Genomic DNA, 18,390 nt, shown 5'->3' with positions numbered 1-18,390 from the left:
TCACGGCTGATGATGACGAGGCGAACGGTCTCTCGACTGAGGCCGAACTCCTTTCCAAGGGCCGTCAACGACAGACCTGAGGCGCGGCCTTCGTCGTAGCGGGCGCAAATGCGCTGGTTGCGCTCGGGGACGTGAGGGTAGCGGGACTTGCTTGGACCAGTTGCCATGCTGCAATCTCCGTGGGCAACCTCAAGTTTATCTGAGTCGCAGCAGCTCGAACGCCGTGCTTCTACGGTGGTCCACGAAGTTCATTGTTCGACCGGCCCTTACGGATCCTCGCTAAGCCGGGCGGTAGCCCCTACAAAATGCGTATTGGGGCACCAAAATGCGAGCGTCGCCGCGATTGGACAGGACGGGGACAGTCTCGCCTTCTATATTGAAATTATTGACGTTTTTCTACTATCCCGACTCCCGGAAGGGGAGAAGGCACAGCAATCGGCGCTGCGATCTGAAGCAAGCGTCGGCTACACAACGCCCTGAGATGACGATCGGCGCTAAACCTGCTTCCCCGCAATAATCTCCTGCAACGTCGCCACATGCCGTGCGAAGGCGCCGCGGCCGGTGCTGGTGGCGGTCACTGTGGTCTGCGGCTTCTTGCCGACGAAGGCCTTGTCCACCGAGACGTAGCCGGCCTTGGCCAGGGTCTCGATATGTGCGCCGAGATTGCCGTCGGTGGCGCCGGTAAGCTTCTTCAGGCGGGCGAATTCCAGGCCGACCTCCGCAGGCAACGCGTTGAACGCGGCCATGATCTTCAGGCGCAGCGGCTGGTGGATGATGTCGTCGAGCTCTGCCAAGTCTAGCTCCGCCGCATCCAGAGTCCCCTTCGGCGCGTAATGGCGGAAGCCGAGCCAGGTGCCGTCGCGGGCCTGGAAACGCTCGAGCGGCGGCAGCATGGACCAGTCGATGCCCATGGCGGACTCCGAGACCGAGCGCATCTCCGCGGGCCGCTCGAGCGGCGTCGCGATCAGGACGGTCAGCAGCAGCGCCACGGCGCCGACCGCACACAGCCCCCATTTCAGCAAGCCCAAAGCACCTCGCAGCAATTGCATCGCCATGGCCAACCCCGCCAAATCCATTGTCAGTAACAAACTCTATATTACAGAGTACTCTTTCATTCAATTCCCGGATTGGCGCCGCGCGGCGAAAATCCTTAACGTCGGGTCCGACCCCAAAATACCGAATCGTTTGCCGATGCCGCCTGCGGAACAACTGAACAACGCGTTCGAATTCACCGTCTCCGAGCTCTCGCAGTCCCTGAAGCGGACCGTGGAGGACACCTATGGCCATGTCCGGGTCCGCGGTGAGATCTCAGGCTTCCGTGGCGCCCACTCCTCCGGCCATTGCTATTTCGCGCTCAAGGACGAGAGCGCCAAGATCGAGGCGGTGATCTGGAAGGGCGTGCACGGCCGCATGCGCTTCAAGCCCCAGGAAGGGCTGGAGGTCATCGCCACCGGCAAGCTCACGACCTATCCGGGCTCCTCGAAGTACCAGATCGTGATCGAGGCGCTGGAGCCGGCCGGCATCGGCGCGCTGATGGCGCTGATGGAGGAGCGCAAGAAGAAGCTCGCCGCCGAAGGCCTGTTCGACGAGGCCCGCAAGCAGCTCTTGCCGTGGCTGCCGGAGGTGATCGGCGTGGTGACCTCGCCGACCGGCGCGGTCATCCGCGACATCCTGCATCGGCTGGAGGACCGCTTTCCCCGCCGCGTGCTGGTGTGGCCGGTCAAGGTGCAGGGCGAAGGTTCGGCCGAGCAGGTCGCAGCCGCGATCCGCGGCTTCAACGCGCTGCCCGAGGGCGGCAGGATTCCGCGGCCCGACGTGCTGATCGTCGCGCGCGGCGGCGGCTCGCTGGAGGATCTCTGGTCGTTCAACGAGGAGATCGTGGTGCGCGCCGCGGCCGAGAGCATGATCCCGCTGATCTCGGCGGTCGGCCACGAGACCGACATCACGCTGATCGACTTCGTCGCCGACAAGCGCGCGCCGACGCCGACGGCGGCCGCCGAGATGGCGGTGCCGGTGCGCAGCGAATTGTTCGTCGAGGTCGCCGATCTCGCGCGGCGCACCCGCGCCTGTTGGCAGCGCGGCCATGAAAACCGCCGCAATGAATTGCGCGCCGCCGCGCGCGCGCTGCCGTCGGCCGGCGATCTCTTGGCGATCCCGCGGCAGCGGCTGGATTCGGCGGGCGCCTCCCTGCCCCGTGGCCTCAAGGCCAATACGCATGCGCATTTCCGCAGGTTCACCGCGGCAAGCTCGAAGCTGACGCTGCGCGTGCTGCACGGCCAGATCTCGCAGGCCGATCATCGCCTCACCGTCTGCGGCGAACGGCTCGGCCTGTCCGCACGCTCGCTGCTGCGGCAGCGTCGCGACCGCTTTGCCGGGCTCGAGGTGCGCTTGCGTGCCTCGAAGCTTTCCAATGCGCAGGCGCAGCGGAACGCCATCGCCCGCCAGCGCGAGCGCACCCATCGCCTGGCCGAGCGCGCCAACCGTGCGCTGGTCACGCTGCTGCAGCGGTTCGATGCGCGGGTCGAGAACAGCGGCAAGCTGCTCTCCGCACTGTCCTATCGCAGCGTGCTCGCGCGCGGTTTTGCGCTGGTGCGGGATGACGGGGGACATCCCGTGCACGCCGCCGACAGCATCGGGCCGAATGCGCGGATCGAGATCGAGTTCGCCGACGGCCGCGTGGGTGCGACGGCGGACGCGGATCGCCCGGCCCCGGCGACGAAGCGTGCGCCGGCCCAGCCGAAGCAGGCCGCGCAGGAGACGAAGCCCGCGCCGAAGCGCGCAGGCAAGCCGGTCGATCAGGGCAGCTTGTTCTGAAGCGCGATGGCGGCGCTCCGCCCGCAGTGTCATTCCCCGCGAAGGCGGGGAATCCAGTACGCCGCAGCTTCTCGGTAAATCACAGGCGCCTCGGCGTGCTGGATCGCCCGGTCAAGCCGGGCGATGACAGTGAGTGTGGAGACGGCGTAGCCCTAACCTCGTCATTGCGAGGAGCGCTTGCGACGAAGCAATCCAGAATCCCCCAACGGAAAGACTCTGGATTGCTTCGCTGCGCTCGCAATGACGGCTGTGGAGGGAGCGCGCCCTACCGGCAGGACAATCCCGCGTCGATCGTGGTCCAGAAGCCGCAATGTTCCGGCGCGAGCATGGGCGAGCCGGCGTGGGCTTCGAACAGGAAGATCGCGACGGTGAAGACGATCAGTGCGGAGGAGAAGAGGACGATGCGGTTGCGCATGTGAGATGCGTTTAGTCGACATCATGGTCGAACTAAGGCACCGACATCCGCTGAAACCGGTTTGCCGCGCGATCCGTAGCGTCACGGTCGGCCATTCTCCGTGCAGGGCGGTGGTCGATGCGGGGCTGTCCGCCTAAATTGTTCCTCGGGCGGCCCCGCTCGGGCTACCGCGCCAGCCACTCCGCGACTTCGCGCTGCGACTCCGCGCGCGCATCGGCATCGGTGCCGAGATGGCCGTGCTCGGGGGCGGCGGCATCGGTGCTGGTGCTGGCTGCGTGCAGCGGCGTGTTGGCGCGGTCGAAATCGTGATAGGCGCCGGGATAGACCACGATGCGCGCGAGCGCGCTGCGGCCGTGCGCGCCGTCCACCATCTGGCGGCAGGCCGGCGGCGAGGACACGTCGTCGTTGGCGCCGATCAGCACCAGCGTCGGCACGCGCGTGCTCCAGCCGAGGCCGGCGGAGATCCGGCAATCCGGATAGAACGCGATCGCGGCGCGGAAATCCGGCACAGCGTCACGCGCCACGCTCTGCGGACGCACCGCCCAAAGCAGCGCGCTGGCGCCGTTGGCCCAGCCGATCAGGCTGATACGGTCGCGCGCGACCCAGCTCTGCTTCATCAGCCAGGCGCGCGAGGCCGCGATGTCGGCGACGCGCTCGCGACGCGCCTTGACGTGCATCTCCTTGACGCGGCATTGCGGCCCGAGTTCGCGCGAGCCGTAGCTGTCGGGCAGCAGCACGGCATTGCCGGCCTTGAGCAGCCGCTCCGCCCAGTCGCGGTAGCGCGGCAGCACCGGATCGGCATGGCCGCCGAGGCCGCCACAGCCGTGCAGCGCAATCACGGTCGGAAACGGCCCCTCGCCCGCGGGCTTGAACAGCTGCGCATGCAGGGTTCCGGACGCAAGCGGAATCTCCACCTGATGCGGCGCAGTCTCCGGCGCAGCGTGCGCGGCCGACATCAGCAGCGTCAGGAACAGGGCGATCAGTCGAAGGCGCATCGGACTCTGCCGTCGGAGGAGCCGGTCCGCGCGGGTGCCGACGATCCCGGATCGAGCACTATCACGCTGAAACGGCTGCAAAACATCACAAACCGGTGGGTTTACCGGGCGGACAAGCCACCCTATCTATGCTACATCGCGTCCAACACATCGTGCCCTCCAGGGTTTGCTTTAGGGTTTTCCTTGGAGAGGCCTTCCACGGAGACTTTCGACCGTGCTGAACAAGTTCGGCTCTTCCGGCCATGGCGAAGCGCAGGTGCAATATCTCGACGGCGATTTCCGCGTGATCTCGCCGGGGACTTTCGTGCGCTGCGCGATCACCGACACGCGGATCCCGCTCGACGAGCTGAAGTACTGGAGCGTGGATCTGCAGGAAGCCTACGCCACGCCCGCGGCCGTGCTGCAGCGGCACTTTCCCGGTGCGCTGAAGCAGCCGTGATCTCGTCGAGTGGGCAAAGGCGCAAAGCGCCGTGCCCACCGTCTCTCGAAGATCGTAACGAGCAACGTGGGCACGCTTCCGCCTTCGCTCTCCGAGCTTCGGCGGACAAGCCGCTTCGTCTATTCTGCTGCAGCGAGTTCGTGGCATCATTCTGCTATTGCGGCTCGGGACCATCGCCGCCCACGCAGGTCTTGATCGCGCTCTTGCGCGCCTCGCCGACAATCTTCTGGTCGATCGCCTGCTTCAGGCAATCGACCCGCGCCTGCGCCATGCAGAGCTGCATCTGGTCGCGTTTGTCCTGCCCCTTCAGACTTGCCGTCGTGGCGAGACATGTCACCCGCTTGGTCGCGGGAACCGGCACGGTGCTGGTCGGCGCGGCGGACGGCGTCGTCTGCGCCAACACCGGCGCAACAATCAGACACACAAGGCTGGCGGCGACAGCCGCAGAGGGCAATTTCATCGAATTCTCCTGATCGTACGGAACCGATAGGAGTCTTGCGATGAATATCGCCTGAATGGCGAACCGCGGTCGGCTGGGCGAAGCGCAAGCGTCTGAAGATACACGGTCATTTTGGCGACCGGCGCGGGTCCTCCGGTCCTCCAGAGGCGGCGCCACGCAGGCGCTCCGCGATGCTCGCACGCCGTCGACGTCACATCGGACAGCGAACGTAAATCATATCCATGGGCACGGGGCCGTTGGAGCTGAGTGTGATCTCATTCTCACCGGTGTGTTTCACCTCGAACGTGACATCTGAAATCGCGACGCCGTCCGAGCATGCCGCAACTACTCGCACATTCGGCCCGTCATCGTGCCGCGATTTGACGGTGCATTTTTGCAGCGTGCCGGAAATCTCCCGTCCCTGGACGATCAGACCGCCGGCATGGAGATCAGCATCTTTCTTGAACGCAATCCTGTTGTTTTCCTTGGTGAACATGCTGCCGCAGGCCGAGGCGTCGATCGACCATGCTCCGTTCAAATCCGCGGCCTGCGTCGAGGCCGATTGCATAACGAGCAGTACCAGCAACAGCAACGGGTCGAAGCTCTTCATGAAACTCTCCGATGAAATGGCCGATGAGCTACTGGAGCCCGTTCGACTGAACGTGGAATTGTCGTCAGAGCAGATTTCTTTCGAAGCAGCAGGCGTCGCACAGCGACGCTGCCTTTCGTGTCACTTTTACCAACCCAAGCGTGCAAGGGCCTGGCCGGTCTCTCGTTGATCTAAGTCAATCCTTTGATCTGGATCAATTCCAACCACCGCGGCACGGGCAGATTCTTACCGCGCAAGAATTCCGGGTTGAACAGTTTTGATTGATAGCGCTGTCCGCCGTCCGCAAGGATGGTCACGATGGTCTTGCCCGGGCCGAGGTCGCGCGCGAGCCGCATGGCGCCGACGATATTGATGGCGCTGGAGCCGCCCAGCACCAGTCCTTCATGTTCGATCAGGTCGAACAGAACGGGCAAGGCTTCCGCGTCGGTGATCTGATAGGCCATGTCGATCGGCGTGCCTTCCAGATTCCTGGTCACGCGGATCTGCCCGATCCCTTCGGTGATGGAGTCGCCTTCCGTCGTCAGCTCACCCTTGGTGAACCAGTTGTAGAGAGCGGCGCCCATGGGATCGCTGAGCGCGATCTTGACGTCGGGATTGCGCTCCTTGAGCGCACGCGCGATCCCGCCCAGGGTGCCGCCGCTGCCGACAGCGCAGGTAAAGCCGTCGATCCGTCCCTCGGTCTGCGCCCAGATCTCCGGACCGGTCGTGCGATAATGGCCGTCGCGATTGGCGACGTTGTCGAACTGGTTGGCCCAGAAGGCGCCGAGTTCTTCAGCGAGCTGGCCGGAATAACGTGCGTAATGACCGGGGTTGGAATAGGGCACGGCGGGCACCAGGCGCAAATCGGCGCCACAGAGCCGCAACATGTCCTTCTTCTCCTGGCTCTGCGTGTCAGGCATCACGATCACGCTGCGATAGCCGCGGGCATTCGCCACCAGCGCGATGCCGATGCCGACATTGCCGGCGGTGCCTTCGACGATGACGCCGCCGGGCTTGAGCCTGCCGCGTCGCTCGGCATCGTCGATCATGGCAAGGGCCGCGCGATCCTTGATCGAGCCGCCGGGATTGAGGAATTCAGCCTTGCCGTAGATCTCGCAGCCCGTGGCCTCCGACGCCGCCCGCAACCGGATCAGCGGCGTATTGCCGATGGAGTCGAGGAAACCTGCCCGGACATTGTTCATCGCCTGCCCCTTTATGTTCCCGCAACTTTAGGCGGGCGCGCGGGCAATTCGGTTCTCTAGTTCGGGAGATGTTTGAAATGTTTTGGGTGTTTGACGCAGACAACCGGCAATTCCATGCTCAAGTGCCGTACGGGAGCAGCGCTTGCAGCAAGATCATCGTGCGCTGAAGCGTCGCTCGCGCGCCTTGTAGAGGTGGTCGCTGATCAATTGCCGCAGCCTTGCCGGCTGGTCGAATTCGAGCTGGACCGCGAACGGCACGATGCCGTCGGGGACGCCCGCGCGGCCGCGCAGGCGGGCAAGGTCCTTTTCCGTCGTCACCAGCGTGAGCTGCTCGCGGCCAGCCTCCGCTCCGAGCGCGGCGATCTCGTCGTCCGAAAACATGTGATGATCGGCGAAGGCGCGCGTGCGCGCGACCTGGATGCCGCTGGTGCGCAGGGTGCGGAAGAAGCGCTCGGGATCGCCGATGCCGGCGAAGGCGAAAACCGGCTTGCCGAACAACTGCGCGAGCGAAGCCGCATCCGGCTTCAGCCGCGCGCGCAGCTCGGGCTTGTTGCGCTTGGCGAGCTCGGCCGCGACATCGTTGGCGGCACGGCCGTCGCCGATAAGCACCAGCGCGTCGGTGCGCGCGAGCTGTGCTCTCAAGGGCGCGCGCAAGGGACCGGCCGGAAATACCTTGCCGTTGCCGAGACCACGCTCGCTGTCGATCACGATCAGCGACGTATCCTTCAGCAGGCGCGGGTTCTGGAAACCGTCGTCCATCAGGATCACGGTCGCGCCCTGCGATTTGGCCAGCGCGACGCCTTCGAGGCGGTCGTGCGCGACGGCGACAGGCACGTCGCGCACCATCATCAGCGGCTCGTCGCCGATATCGGCTGCGGTATGACGTTCGCGGTCGACCATCACCGGGCCCTTCAACCGCCCGCCATAGCCGCGGCTGAGCACCACCGGCGTCTCGCCGAGCTCGCGCAGCAGCTTCGTCAGCGCCAGCACGGTCGGCGTCTTGCCGGCGCCGCCGACATGGTAATTGCCGACGCAGATCACGGGGATGCCGGCGTCAAAACCCCGGCGCACCATGCGGCGCGCGGTGATGGCGCCATAGAGCGCGCCCAATGGGGTGAGGAGATGCGACTTCGGGGAACGCGGCCGGTACCAGAAGGCCGGCTCACGCATTGGCGGCTCCCATCTCGATCCGCAATTGCAGCAGATACGGCTCGAGCGCGGTCATGGTGCGATCCAGCGCGCCGCCGAGCTGCTCGACGACGCCGTGACCTGCCTGCTGCATCTTGTCACGCAACGAAGGATCGGCGAGCAACTGGCCGAGCTGCTTGACCAGCAGCTCCTGCGTGTCCGCCTGGCGCGCGCCGCCGCTTCCATCGAGCGCCTCGTAGACATCGGCGAAGTTGAAGACGTGCGGGCCGTGAACGATGGCCGCGCCGAGCTTGATCGCCTCGATCGGATTCTGGCCGCCATGGTGGATCAGCGATCCGCCCATGAACACGATCGGCGAGAGCCGGTAGAACAGGCCGAGCTCGCCCATGGTGTCGGCGACATAGATGTCGGTGGTCGCCGCCAGCGGCTCGTCGCGCGAGCGCAAGGCGGGCTTCAGGCCGGACGCCGTGATCAGGCCGGCGATCGAGGCGCCGCGATCCGGATGACGCGGCACGATCACGGTCAGAAGCTGCGGGAAGAAGCCGACGAGGCTGCGATGGGCCGCAACCAGCATCTCGTCCTCGCCCGGATGGGTCGAGGCCGCGACGATGATCGGACGCCCGCGCGTCATCGCCATGAGACGTTCGAGCTTGGCGGGATCGGCCGGCGGCGCCGGCACGTCGAGCTTGAGATTGCCTGTCGTGACGACGTCGCGGCCGCCGAGCGCGGAGAAGCGCTCCGCATCGGTCTTCGACTGCGCGAGGCAGATGTCGAAGCGCGACAGCAGCGCCGAGATGGTGCCGTACATGCGGCGCCAGCGCGGGAAGGAGCGCGGCGACATCCGTCCGTTGATCAGCACCATCGGCACCCGGCGCGCCGCGCCCGCCAGGATCAGGTTCGGCCACAGGTCGGATTCGATGAACAGCGCCAGCGACGGTTTCCAGTGATCGAGGAAGCGCGCGACATAGCGAGGGGAATCATACGGCACGTATTGGTGGATGACGTCGGGCGGAAAGCGCTTTGCGACGACGGCCGCCGAGGTGACGGTGCCGGAGGTGAGCAGGATGCGCAGGTTCAGATCGCGCAGCCGCCCGATCAGCGCGCCGGCCGCTAGCACCTCGCCGACGCTGGCGCCGTGGATCCAGACCAGCGGGCCATGCGGCCGCACGTCCTGGCTAAGCCCCCGCCGTTCGCCGACGCGCGCGGGGTCTTCCTTGCCCTGCTTGAGCCGCCGCTTGATCAGCACAGGCGCCAGCGGCACCAGGCCGGAGGCCAGGCGCTGATACATCCGCAGCGTCATCGGCAGCGCGTTAGGCATCTTCGGGCCCCGGGCGGCCGAGCTGCGCATAGGCACGGCGGGTCGCCTCGTTCAACGTGTCTTCCAACTCCTGCCGCAACGCCTCCATCATGGCGGCATCGGCATCCGGCGGCACGTTGATTTCCTTGATCCCGACCAATGCGCCCCGCCCGAACGGCAAATTGATGGTGGTGCGGTCCCAGTTCTTGAGCCGGATGAAGCGGCTGGTCGCCATCGCGAAAGGCATGATCGGCCGTCCCGATTCCCGTGCCAGCATGATGATGCCGAGCCCGGCCACGCGCGAGCGCTTGGGGACATCGGCGGTCAGCGCGACATTACAACCGTCCTGGAGCGTCCGCACCATCTCCTTGAAGGCGCCCACACCGCCTTTGCGGTGAAAGGCGCCGCCATGGTCGCCGGAACCGCGGATCGTGCCGATGCCGAGCCGCTCGGCGGCAATGGCGTTGAACTCGCCGTCGCGGTGGCGGGAGATCAGGACCCTCGCCTTGTAGGAGTCCTTGTTCTTGATGAAGGGGGTGAGGAAGTGCTGGCCGTGCCAGAAGGCGAAGATCCCGGGGATCTGCGGCTCGACGATCTCATAGACGTCGGGCGGATCGAAGGTGAACTTGTTGGTCCGCCAGACAAAGCGCAGATATTCGGCCGCCAGGACCCCGACGGCACGCTGAACGAAGCTGCTTCGCAGCGTATTGCGAAGCAGTTTTTTCAACGCGCCGGTTCTTGATTCGGGTCGAGCAGCCGGTGGAGATGGACGATGAAATAGCGCATCTGCGCGTTGTCGACCGTGCTCTGCGCCTTGGCGCGCCAGGCGGTGTGCGCGGTCGCATAGTTCGGATAGAGGCCGACGATCTCGACGTCATCCAGGTTCTTGAAGGTGTTGTGCTCGAGATCGACGAGCTCGCCACCGATGACGAGGTGAAGCAGTTGCTGCGGGGCGCTATCTGGCATGGGTTCGGTTCCTAATGGGCTGCCCGGCAAAGCAGTGGTCGACAAGCACGACGCAAGCGCTCAGGGCAAGGGACGATTTCGAAAATGCGCGACAATGCTCGCATGACGATCGCGTCCCGCTGCCACCAGCACCCCGTGCGTAACTTCCCTGCGGTTATAGAGGATGGGGTCTCCGGAGAGGTCGCTCATCCTACCACCCGCTTCCTGCACGATCAAATCGGCCGCCGCAAGGTCCCAATCATGGCTGTTGCCCGCCGCAAAAGCCGCATCCAGCGCGCCGTGGGCGACCCGGCAGAGCCGCAGCGCGAGCGAACCGATTCGCGGATGCAGCTTGATGTCGCCGCCGGCCGAGTTGAGCCGCTCGACCATCGGCTTGGGGCCGGACATGCGGGAGAAGTCGAGGCTGGATCCGGACGTCACCCGCACCGGCCTGTCATTGAGCAGCGTCGCTTGGCCGCGGGCCGCGAAGAAGAACTCATTGCTGGTCGGCGCGAACACCGCAGCCAGCACCGGCGCGCAATTCTCGACCAGCGCGACGCTGACGCACCATTCGTCGTGACCGCTAAGATAGTTGCGGGTGCCGTCAATGGGATCGACCACCCAGACGAGCCGCCGCGACAGCCGCGTGGAATCGTCGGCGCTCTCCTCCGACAGCCAGCCATAATCGGGCGTCGCCGCGCGCAGGCGCGATTCGAGCAGGTCGTTGACGGCGATGTCGGCTTCAGAGACCGGCGAGGATGCGCCTTTGGTCCACTTCTTCAGCTCGGTGCGGAACATCGAGCGGGCGAGCGCGCCCGCATCCCGCACCGTGTCTTTCAGCAGCGCCGCATCGCGCGTCAGGATCGTTTCGTCGAGAGAGTTCGCGTCAGCGTCCGCCAAGCGTCAAACCCTCGATGCGCACCGTCGGCGCATTGATGCCGTAGCGGAATTCGAGATTGTTGGCGGGCTGCATCGACTTGAAGATCTCGAACAGGTGGCCCGCAATCGTCACCTCGCTGACGGGATAGGTGATCTCGCCGTTCTCGATCCAGAAGCCGGAGGCGCCGCGGCTGTAATCGCCGGTGACGCCGTTGACGCCGGAGCCGATCAGGTCGGTGACGTAAAAGCCCTGCTTGATGTCGGAGATCAGCTCGGCCGGCGTCGGCGTGCCGGGCTCGAGATGCAGATTGTACGGCCCCGGCGAGGGCGAGGACGAGACGCCGCGATGGGCGTGGCCGGTGGTGGCAAGGCCGAGCTCGCGCGCGGTGGCGCAGTCGAGCAGCCAGGTGGTCAGCACGCCCTCGTCGATCAGCGCGGTCTTCTTCACCGCGACGCCCTCGGCATCGAAGGTCTGCGAGCGCAGGCCGCGCTTGCGCAAGGGATCGTCGATGATGCGGATGTTCTTGGCGAAGAGCTGCTGGCCGAGCTTGTCCTTGAGGAAGCTGGTTTTGCGCGCGATCGAGGCGCCGTTGATGGCGCCGACGACATGGCCGACCAGCGAGCCCGCGACGCGCGGATCGAACACGACAGGCACCTTGCAGGTCTCGACCTTGCGCGGATTGTAGCGCGCCACGGTGCGCTCACCGGCGGAACGGCCGACGACCTCAGGTGACAGCAGATCGGCCCCATGCGGCGCCGAGGTGAAATCGTAGTCGCGCTCCATGCCGGTGCCCTCGCCGACGATCGCCGTCGCCGAGATGCCCTGGCTGGAACGCAAATAAGAGCCGTGGAAACCGGTGCTGGTGACAAGCACCATGCCGCCCATGCCGGCGGAGGCCGAAGCGCCACCGGATTTGGACACGCCCTTCACGGCAAGCGCGGCAGCCTCGGCCTCGAGCGCACGGCGCTCGAGCTCGCTGGTCGCTGGAATATCGGGATCGAGCAGATCGAGATCCGGGAAGTCGCGCGCGAGCAGCGCGGGATCGGCGAGGCCGACATATTTGTCGTCGGGCGCGACGCGCGCCATCGCCACCGCGCGCTCGGCGAGCTTGGTCACGGCATCGCCGCTGGCGTCATTGGTCGAGACCACGGCCTGACGCTGGCCGACCAGCACGCGCAGGCCGACATCGTCACCCTCGGACCGCTCGGATTCCTCGACACGGCCGTCGCGTACCTCGACACCTTGCGAGATGCCGCGCACCGCGACCGCATCGGCCGCATCCGCCCCCGCGCGCTTGGCCGCCTCCACCAGCCGCTGTGCAAGGTCGGACAGCGCGGACTGATCAAACAGGTCGCGATTGGCTTTGGACGAAAGCGTCGAGCTTGGTGAAGGGTTCACAAACGAAATCCTGTTGGGGCGGGAGGTTTCGGGGCGATCGGGGCCCTGAACACCAGATGTGCCCAAATGGTGCGGACTTCAAGCATTTTCAGCCGTCAAAAAGCTCAGATTCGCAGCTCCCGCGCAACGTCTCGTCAATCATGTGCGCCAAGCTCTTGTCAATCATGACCGCCGGTGACGTTGGGTTAACCAGCCTTTTTAAGCGATTTTCGGACACCGCGCGCTAAGGTCCTCGCATCGACCGGGAACATAATCCCGGCGGGGAGAACGAAAGCCGTGAGGCGTCAAACAGCAACAAGCGGGGTCGCTCCCGCCGGGTCGGGCCGCAGCTTGCGGCTCGACCCTCTTTCCCTTCCTGTCCGCTTCGATGCGCATGATCCGCGCGCCGACGGATACACCAGGCAGATCGAGCTTCATCGCGAACGCGTCGTGCTGCGCCGTGCCGTCCGCGGCATGCAGATGGCGATCAACGTCCGCGTCAGCGATTTCACCGGCGTCGCGCTGCGCGGCAATGACGAGGCGCAGACCCTCGTCCTCGTGCATCGCGATCCCTCGCTCTCCGTTCCGCTGCTGGTCAGCGCCGACGGCGACGAGCTCGCCGAAGCCTGGGCTGTCTGGAGCGAGCTGTTCGCGCTGCCGCAGCTCGACGAAGGCGCCCGCAAGCCCGCGCCGCGCCGCCGCCGCGCCAATGCGATCCGCGCCCGCCGTCCGAAATTCCTGATGCGCCGCCGCACCGGCATCGCGCGCGAGCTGCCGGTTCATCGTGCAGAGCGCGAGATCATCGCGCGGAACTGAGCGACAAGCACAGGTGCCGTAGGGTGGGCAGAGCGAAAGCGTGCCCACCTTTTTTATTTCTGTATCAATCTCGGAAAGATCGTGGGCACGGCGCTGTGCGCCTTTGCCCACCCTACGAGAGCTACGCCGCCCGCATCACCGCGTCGGTCAGCAATCCCGCAAACAGCAGCAGGCCCGCATATTTGTTCGAATAGAACAGGCGCTTGCACAGCTCGGGATCCTCGATCCGCAAGCGCACGATCTGCGAAGCCAGATGCGCGGCGAAGGCTGCAAGCCCGAGCCAGGCCGGCCAGCGCACATCACCTGACGCCAGCGCGACGCCGATCAGCACCACCGCGAGCCCATAGAACAGGATCAGCGCCTGGTGCGTATGCGCGCCGAACAGGCGCGCGGTGGATTTGATGCCGATCAGCGCATCGTCCTCGGCGTCCTGGTGCGCATAGATCGTGTCATAGCCGATCACCCAGGAGATCGCGCCGCCATAGAGCACGAGTGCCGTGACGTCGATGCGCCCGAAGGTGACGGCAAAGCCCATCAGCGCGCCCCAGGAGAAGGCGAGGCCGAGGAAGACCTGGGGCCACCAGGTGACGCGCTTCATGAAGGGATAGATCGCGACGATCAGCAGCGAAGCGATGCCGGTCAGGACCGCAAAGCGGTTGAACTGCAGCAGCACCACGAGACCGATCAGCGCCTGCGCGACCATGAAGGCCAGCGCCTGTCTGGTCGTTACCTGCCCCGACGGCAGCGGCCGCGAGCGGGTGCGCTCGACCTTGTCGTCGAGGTCGCGATCCGTGATGTCGTTCCAGGTGCAGCCTGCCCCGCGCATCACGAAGGCGCCGATGAAGAACAGCACGATGACGAGCGGGAGGCGGTGGACGTCGTGCGCCATGCCGGCGGCAAGCGCCGCCGACCACCAGCACGGCATCAACAGAAGCCATGAGCCGATCGGACGATCGAAGCGTGACAGGCGCAGATAGGGCCGCGCCCATTGCGGCGCGAGCGTATCGACCCAGTTGCCGGTGGAGTCGGCAACGCGGGCGGATGTGTCACTCATCGGGTGAGGACGTTGCCGTTGAGCGTATCGAAGGTGCTGCCGCCTTTCTTGCCGGCATTGGCTTCAGGCGCCGAGCCCGAGCCCAGCACCTCGCTCAGCGACGGACCGGCCGGACGCGCCTGCTGCTGCTGCATCTGCTGCGCAACGTTGCAGACCTTGGCCTGCGTGGCCTCGGTGTTCTTGTGGCTGGCCTTCAGCTGCTCGCTGACCTGTGGCGGGATTCCGCATTTGGCGGAATTGGTCTCGACATATTTGAGCATCTTGAATTCGGCCTGGCTGTAATTCTTGAACAGCTTGCAGGCTTCGTCCGGCGTGGCATGACGATCGCTCGCCACCTTGATCATCTTGCCGCGCTTCTCGGCCTCTTCACGCAGGGGCACGAACGCCTTCATGCAGTCCTCGCCGGGTCCGGCTTGCGTCGGTGGAGCGGCGCTGAAAGCACCGGCGCCGCCAAGCGGCGCAGCACCGTTGACGGGAAACGAGGATTGCGGCGCGGAGCCGACCGAGGCGGTCGGCGCCGAACCGTTCACGGACGGAAACGGCGAGCTGCTCGCAGCCTGGTTCGGCAGTGGCGCCGGGAATCCCTGGGCGTAGGCGCCAGCGGCACCCATGGGGACCATAGCGGCAGTGATCGGAACCATCAAACGACGGATCATCAAGATAGTCTCTCCGGCAGGAGCTTACGGGGTTCGGCGTCTTCCCAAATTGAAGCGCAACCAGCGTGTTCGCGTTTTTACGATTCCCGCCGGCCCTTAACAACCCGTCGAATAGGGCAAGAGCGCGGCGTGCCGACGCACCGGTTTGGCAATATTTACCCCCGAAATGGCGGCTTTAGGTTAATAACGCCGGCAAATCGGACCTTTGAACGATGCCCTCCCACGATTTTCGCGCCCCCCGCCTGTTCGTTGACGCCCCCCTCGCCCAGGACGCCAGGGTCGCCCTCGACCGCGACCAGAGCAACTATCTCGGCAATGTGCTGCGGCTGGCCGCCGGGGCCGAGGTGCTGGCCTTCAACGGCCGCGACGGCGAGTGGCAGGCCGCCATCGAAGGCCGCAAGCGGCCGGACGGCCTCGTCATCCTGCAGCAGACCCGGCCCCAGGACCGCCTCCCCGACCTCGCTTACGTCTTCGCCCCGCTCAAGCATGCCCGGCTCGACTACATGGTCCAGAAGGCAATCGAGATGGGCGCTGCCACGCTGCAGCCGGTCCTGACCCGGTTCACCCAGGCCTCCCGGGTCAACACCGAGCGGATGCGTGCCAATGTCGTCGAGGCGGCCGAGCAATGCGGCATCCTCAGCATTGCGGACGTGACCGAACCGGTGCCGCTGGAGCGCTACCTCGGCCAGCGCCCTGCAGGCCGGCTGCTGATCTTCTGCGATGAGGCTGCCGAGGTCGAAAACCCCGTCCAGAGCCTGCAAGGCGCGCGCGAGGCGGGACAGGGGATCGATGTGCTGATCGGCCCCGAAGGCGGCTTTGCCGAGGAAGAACGGGCGCTGCTGCTGCGCCAGCCGAAAATCCTGCGGCTCGCCCTCGGCCCCCGGATCATGCGGGCCGACACCGCCGCGGTGGCGGCGCTGGCGCTGGTCCAGGCGGTGCTGGGCGATTGGGGCGGCCAGCCCGCCTGATCCGGCATTGGCCTGCCATTAAGCGATTGATCCTTTGGAGGTCGAAACCGTTTTCCGGCCATGCTAAGGGCTGCGCCAATTCGCCTCCCTTTGCCCTACCCGGTTCCACCGGGACGATGGACCCCTGAAGATGACCGCGACTGCCACCTCAAATGCTGCCGGCTCTGCCGCCTGGGCGGATACGCTGCTCTTGTCGTTCGCGCAGGCCGGCTATGTCAGGGCCGAGCCCGCCATCCTGCAGCCGGCCGAGCCGTTCCTGGACCTCTCGGGCGAGGACATCCGCAAGAGCCTGTATCTGACCACGGACCTCTCCGGCGAGGAGCTTTGCCTGCGCCCGGACCTGACCATCCCCGTGGCACGCGATTACCTTGCCTCGGGCCGTGCCGGCCAGCCGGCCGGCTTCAGCTATCTCGGCCCGGTGTTCCGTTACCGCAGCGGCCAGGCCAGCGAGTTTCTTCAGGCCGGCATCGAATCGTTCGGCCGCCAGGACCGGGCCGCGGCCGATGCCGAGATGCTGGCGCTGGCACTGGAGGCGACCGCGGCCTTCGGCGTCAGCGATGTCGAGATCCGAACCGGCGACGTCGCGCTGTTCAATGCGCTTCTCGACGCACTCAACCTCTACCCGGTCTGGCGCCGCCGCCTGGTCAAGGATTTCAACCGCAAGATCAGCCTGGAAAAGGATCTGGAGAAGCTGGCGGCCGCGACCACCGCGACCCGCAGCGAGTATGAAGGCGTGCTCGCCGCGCTGGCGGGCTCCGACCGCAAGGCTGCGCTCGCTTTCGTCACCGACCTGATGTCGATCGCCGGCACCACCAACGTCGGCGGCCGCACCACGGCCGAAATCGCCGACCGCTTCCTCGAGCAATCGACGCTGAAGGGCGGCGCGCTGCCGCGCGAGGCGATCGCCGTGCTCAAGCGCTTCCTGTCGATCGCAGGCAATCCCGACGACGCAATCGCCGCGCTGCGCGCGCTCACCACCGATGCCAGGCTCGACCTCAGCGCAGCCATCGACCAGTTCGAGAGCCGGGTCGGCTTCATGGCCGCGCGCGGCGTCGACGTGAAGCAGACGCGCTTCTCGACCGCGTTCGGGCGCGGACTCGACTATTACACCGGTTTCGAATTCGAGCTGCATCATCGCGGCAATGGCGCCGAACCGCTGGTGGCCGGCGGCCGCTACGATGGGCTGATGACCCAGCTCGGTTCAGCCGAGCCGATCCCCGCGGTCGGCTTCTCGGTCTGGGTGGGCACGCTGACCCGGATCGGTCGCAAGGTGGGAGCTTAAGTCATGAGCGCGCCATTCGTTCTGGCCGTTCCCTCCAAGGGCCGCCTGCAGGAAAACACCGAGGCCTTCTTCGCCCGTGCCGGACTGAAGCTGTCGAAGGCCGGCGGCGCCCGCGACTATCGCGGCACCATCGCGGGCCTCGACAATGTCGAGGTCGCCTATCTCTCGGCGAGCGAGATCGCCTCGCAACTGTCGCGCGGCTTCGCCCATCTCGGCGTCACCGGCGAAGACCTGGTGCGCGAGAACATCCCTGACGCGGACAAGCGTGTGGCGCTGATCGAGGGGCTCGGCTTCGGCTATGCCGACGTCGTCGTCGCGGTGCCGCAGGCGTGGATCGACGTCCGCACCATGGCCGATCTCGACGACGTCACCACCGGCTTCCGCGAGCAGCATCACATGCGGATGCGGGTCGCGACCAAGTTCGTCAACCTCACGCGCACGTTCTTCCAGAGCCACGGCATCACCGATTACCGCATCGTCGAGAGCGCGGGCGCAACCGAGGGTGCGCCGGCGGCCGGCAGCGCCGAGCTGATCGTCGACATCACCACCACGGGCGCGACGCTGGCCGCCAACGGTCTGCGGGTGCTCGACGACGGCGTGATGCTGCGCAGCCAGGCCAATCTGGTCGCCTCGAAGGATGCTGACTGGACGCCGCATGCGCGCGAGACCGCGCGCATCATCCTCGATCACATCGCAGCCCGGGCGCGCGCCAACAAATATCGCGAGGTCCGGACCCGCTTCCGGCAGTGCGACGCCACCCTGCTCGGCGAAGCCCATAGCCGGTTCGGCGTCGAAGCCCCGTTCGGCGGGCCGACCTCGTCGGGCATGCTCACGCTGCACTGCCCGCCGGGGCAGCTCTATGCGCTGGCGAGCTTCCTGCGCGAGCACGGCGCCGAGACCGTCTCGGTGGTGTCGCTGGACTACGTGTTCGACCGGGAGAACCCGCTGTTCGCCAAGCTCGAGGCGTTCCTGCGGCGGTGAGCCCAAGTTTGCTGAGCAGTCTTGTTCAGCGTAGCGACAGCAAACGGCAGCTACCATATGCTGTTGAGATGACCTTGAACGCCCTCTGGAAC

General features: G+C 65.9%; 20 protein-coding genes and 1 pseudogene. 6 read left to right on the top strand and 15 right to left on the bottom strand.

The genetic code is table 11. The annotated features are described in order from the left end of the window. Positions 1 to 494: 494 nt before the first annotated feature. Complete coding sequence (locus RAD16_RS22750) at positions 495 to 794, bottom strand: winged helix-turn-helix domain-containing protein (RefSeq protein WP_458160121.1); 300 nt, start codon at positions 792 to 794, stop codon at positions 495 to 497. Positions 795 to 818: 24 nt separating this feature from the next. Next, positions 819 to 1,055 (bottom strand): annotated as a pseudogene (locus RAD16_RS22745) (alpha/beta hydrolase); the annotation flags it as partial. A gap of 136 nt (positions 1,056 to 1,191) precedes the next feature. On the opposite strand from RAD16_RS22745, the gene xseA reads away from it, so the two are divergent. Next, positions 1,192 to 2,814, top strand: a complete 1,623-nt coding sequence (gene xseA / locus RAD16_RS22740) for an exodeoxyribonuclease VII large subunit (RefSeq protein WP_458160080.1) — start codon at positions 1,192 to 1,194, stop codon at positions 2,812 to 2,814. A gap of 265 nt (positions 2,815 to 3,079) precedes the next feature. On the opposite strand, the gene RAD16_RS22735 is transcribed toward xseA, so the two are convergent. After that, positions 3,080 to 3,229 carry a hypothetical protein gene (locus RAD16_RS22735; protein ID WP_326897582.1) on the bottom strand — a complete coding sequence of 50 codons (150 nt, stop codon included), beginning with the start codon at positions 3,227 to 3,229 and terminating at the stop codon, positions 3,080 to 3,082. 164 nt (positions 3,230 to 3,393) lie between these two features. Beyond that, positions 3,394 to 4,224 (bottom strand): dienelactone hydrolase family protein, encoded by an 831-nt coding sequence (locus RAD16_RS22730; protein WP_458160079.1) that lies wholly within the window; start codon positions 4,222 to 4,224, stop codon positions 3,394 to 3,396. A 214-nt stretch (positions 4,225 to 4,438) separates the two neighbouring features. Between RAD16_RS22730 and RAD16_RS22725 the strand changes: the two genes are divergently transcribed. Continuing rightward, a complete protein-coding gene (locus RAD16_RS22725) occupies positions 4,439 to 4,663 on the top strand; it encodes a DUF2093 domain-containing protein (RefSeq protein WP_326897580.1) in 225 nt (74 codons plus the stop codon). Positions 4,664 to 4,817: 154 nt separating this feature from the next. Here the strand turns inward: RAD16_RS22725 and RAD16_RS22720 are convergent, their stop codons facing one another. The 9 genes from RAD16_RS22720 to RAD16_RS22680 all read right to left on the bottom strand — a co-directional run bounded on the left by RAD16_RS22720 (position 4,818) and on the right by RAD16_RS22680 (position 12,562). Further along, complete coding sequence (locus tag RAD16_RS22720; protein WP_458160078.1) at positions 4,818 to 5,123, bottom strand: hypothetical protein; 306 nt, start codon at positions 5,121 to 5,123, stop codon at positions 4,818 to 4,820. Between the two features lie 190 nt (positions 5,124 to 5,313). After that, positions 5,314 to 5,712 (bottom strand): hypothetical protein, encoded by a 399-nt coding sequence (locus tag RAD16_RS22715; RefSeq protein WP_458160077.1) that lies wholly within the window; start codon positions 5,710 to 5,712, stop codon positions 5,314 to 5,316. A 170-nt stretch (positions 5,713 to 5,882) separates the two neighbouring features. After that, complete coding sequence (locus tag RAD16_RS22710; protein WP_458160076.1) at positions 5,883 to 6,893, bottom strand: cysteine synthase A; 1,011 nt, start codon at positions 6,891 to 6,893, stop codon at positions 5,883 to 5,885. Between the two features lie 153 nt (positions 6,894 to 7,046). Continuing rightward, complete coding sequence (lpxK, locus tag RAD16_RS22705) at positions 7,047 to 8,063, bottom strand: tetraacyldisaccharide 4'-kinase (protein ID WP_458160075.1); 1,017 nt, start codon at positions 8,061 to 8,063, stop codon at positions 7,047 to 7,049. Continuing rightward, positions 8,056 to 9,390 carry a 3-deoxy-D-manno-octulosonic acid transferase gene (locus RAD16_RS22700; protein ID WP_458160120.1) on the bottom strand — a complete coding sequence of 445 codons (1,335 nt, stop codon included), beginning with the start codon at positions 9,388 to 9,390 and terminating at the stop codon, positions 8,056 to 8,058. The genes lpxK and RAD16_RS22700 overlap by 8 nt, the downstream gene beginning before the upstream one ends. After that, positions 9,353 to 10,066 carry a lysophospholipid acyltransferase family protein gene (locus tag RAD16_RS22695; protein WP_458160074.1) on the bottom strand — a complete coding sequence of 238 codons (714 nt, stop codon included), beginning with the start codon at positions 10,064 to 10,066 and terminating at the stop codon, positions 9,353 to 9,355. The genes RAD16_RS22700 and RAD16_RS22695 overlap by 38 nt, the downstream gene beginning before the upstream one ends. Beyond that, positions 10,063 to 10,305, bottom strand: coding sequence for a DUF4170 domain-containing protein (locus RAD16_RS22690; RefSeq protein WP_063687197.1), 243 nt, complete (start codon positions 10,303 to 10,305; stop codon positions 10,063 to 10,065). The genes RAD16_RS22695 and RAD16_RS22690 overlap by 4 nt, the downstream gene beginning before the upstream one ends. Positions 10,306 to 10,365: 60 nt before the next feature. Next, positions 10,366 to 11,184 carry a 3'(2'),5'-bisphosphate nucleotidase CysQ gene (locus tag RAD16_RS22685; RefSeq protein ID WP_458160073.1) on the bottom strand — a complete coding sequence of 273 codons (819 nt, stop codon included), beginning with the start codon at positions 11,182 to 11,184 and terminating at the stop codon, positions 10,366 to 10,368. Beyond that, positions 11,171 to 12,562 carry a TldD/PmbA family protein gene (locus RAD16_RS22680; RefSeq protein ID WP_458160072.1) on the bottom strand — a complete coding sequence of 464 codons (1,392 nt, stop codon included), beginning with the start codon at positions 12,560 to 12,562 and terminating at the stop codon, positions 11,171 to 11,173. The genes RAD16_RS22685 and RAD16_RS22680 overlap by 14 nt, the downstream gene beginning before the upstream one ends. Before the next feature lie 276 nt (positions 12,563 to 12,838). On the opposite strand from RAD16_RS22680, the gene RAD16_RS22675 reads away from it, so the two are divergent. After that, positions 12,839 to 13,357, top strand: a complete 519-nt coding sequence (locus RAD16_RS22675; RefSeq protein ID WP_458160071.1) for a DUF6101 family protein — start codon at positions 12,839 to 12,841, stop codon at positions 13,355 to 13,357. A 121-nt stretch (positions 13,358 to 13,478) separates the two neighbouring features. On the opposite strand, the gene ubiA is transcribed toward RAD16_RS22675, so the two are convergent. After that, positions 13,479 to 14,411, bottom strand: a complete 933-nt coding sequence (gene ubiA, locus RAD16_RS22670) for a 4-hydroxybenzoate octaprenyltransferase (RefSeq protein WP_458160070.1) — start codon at positions 14,409 to 14,411, stop codon at positions 13,479 to 13,481. Continuing rightward, on the bottom strand, positions 14,408 to 15,067 hold the full coding sequence (locus RAD16_RS22665; protein WP_458160069.1) for a hypothetical protein: 660 nt from the start codon (positions 15,065 to 15,067) through the stop codon (positions 14,408 to 14,410). Before RAD16_RS22665 ends, ubiA begins: the two co-directional genes overlap by 4 nt. A 212-nt stretch (positions 15,068 to 15,279) precedes the next feature. Between RAD16_RS22665 and RAD16_RS22660 the strand changes: the two genes are divergently transcribed. From RAD16_RS22660 to hisG, 3 genes are all read left to right on the top strand, one after another. Further along, the gene (locus tag RAD16_RS22660) at positions 15,280 to 16,035 is read left to right on the top strand and encodes a 16S rRNA (uracil(1498)-N(3))-methyltransferase (RefSeq protein WP_458160068.1); all 756 of its coding nucleotides are present in this window, start codon (positions 15,280 to 15,282) and stop codon (positions 16,033 to 16,035) included. Positions 16,036 to 16,165: 130 nt separating this feature from the next. Then, entirely contained in the window at positions 16,166 to 17,317 is a 1,152-nt protein-coding gene (locus tag RAD16_RS22655; protein ID WP_458160067.1) for an ATP phosphoribosyltransferase regulatory subunit, read from the top strand. A 3-nt stretch (positions 17,318 to 17,320) separates the two neighbouring features. Beyond that, entirely contained in the window at positions 17,321 to 18,298 is a 978-nt protein-coding gene (gene hisG / locus RAD16_RS22650; RefSeq protein WP_458160066.1) for an ATP phosphoribosyltransferase, read from the top strand. Positions 18,299 to 18,390: the final 92 nt, after the last annotated feature.

It is taken from the genome of Bradyrhizobium sp. 18BD (assembly GCF_054185225.1).
The sequence above is the reverse complement of the archived record's forward strand: the minus strand, read 5'-3'. Positions and strand labels throughout refer to the sequence as shown.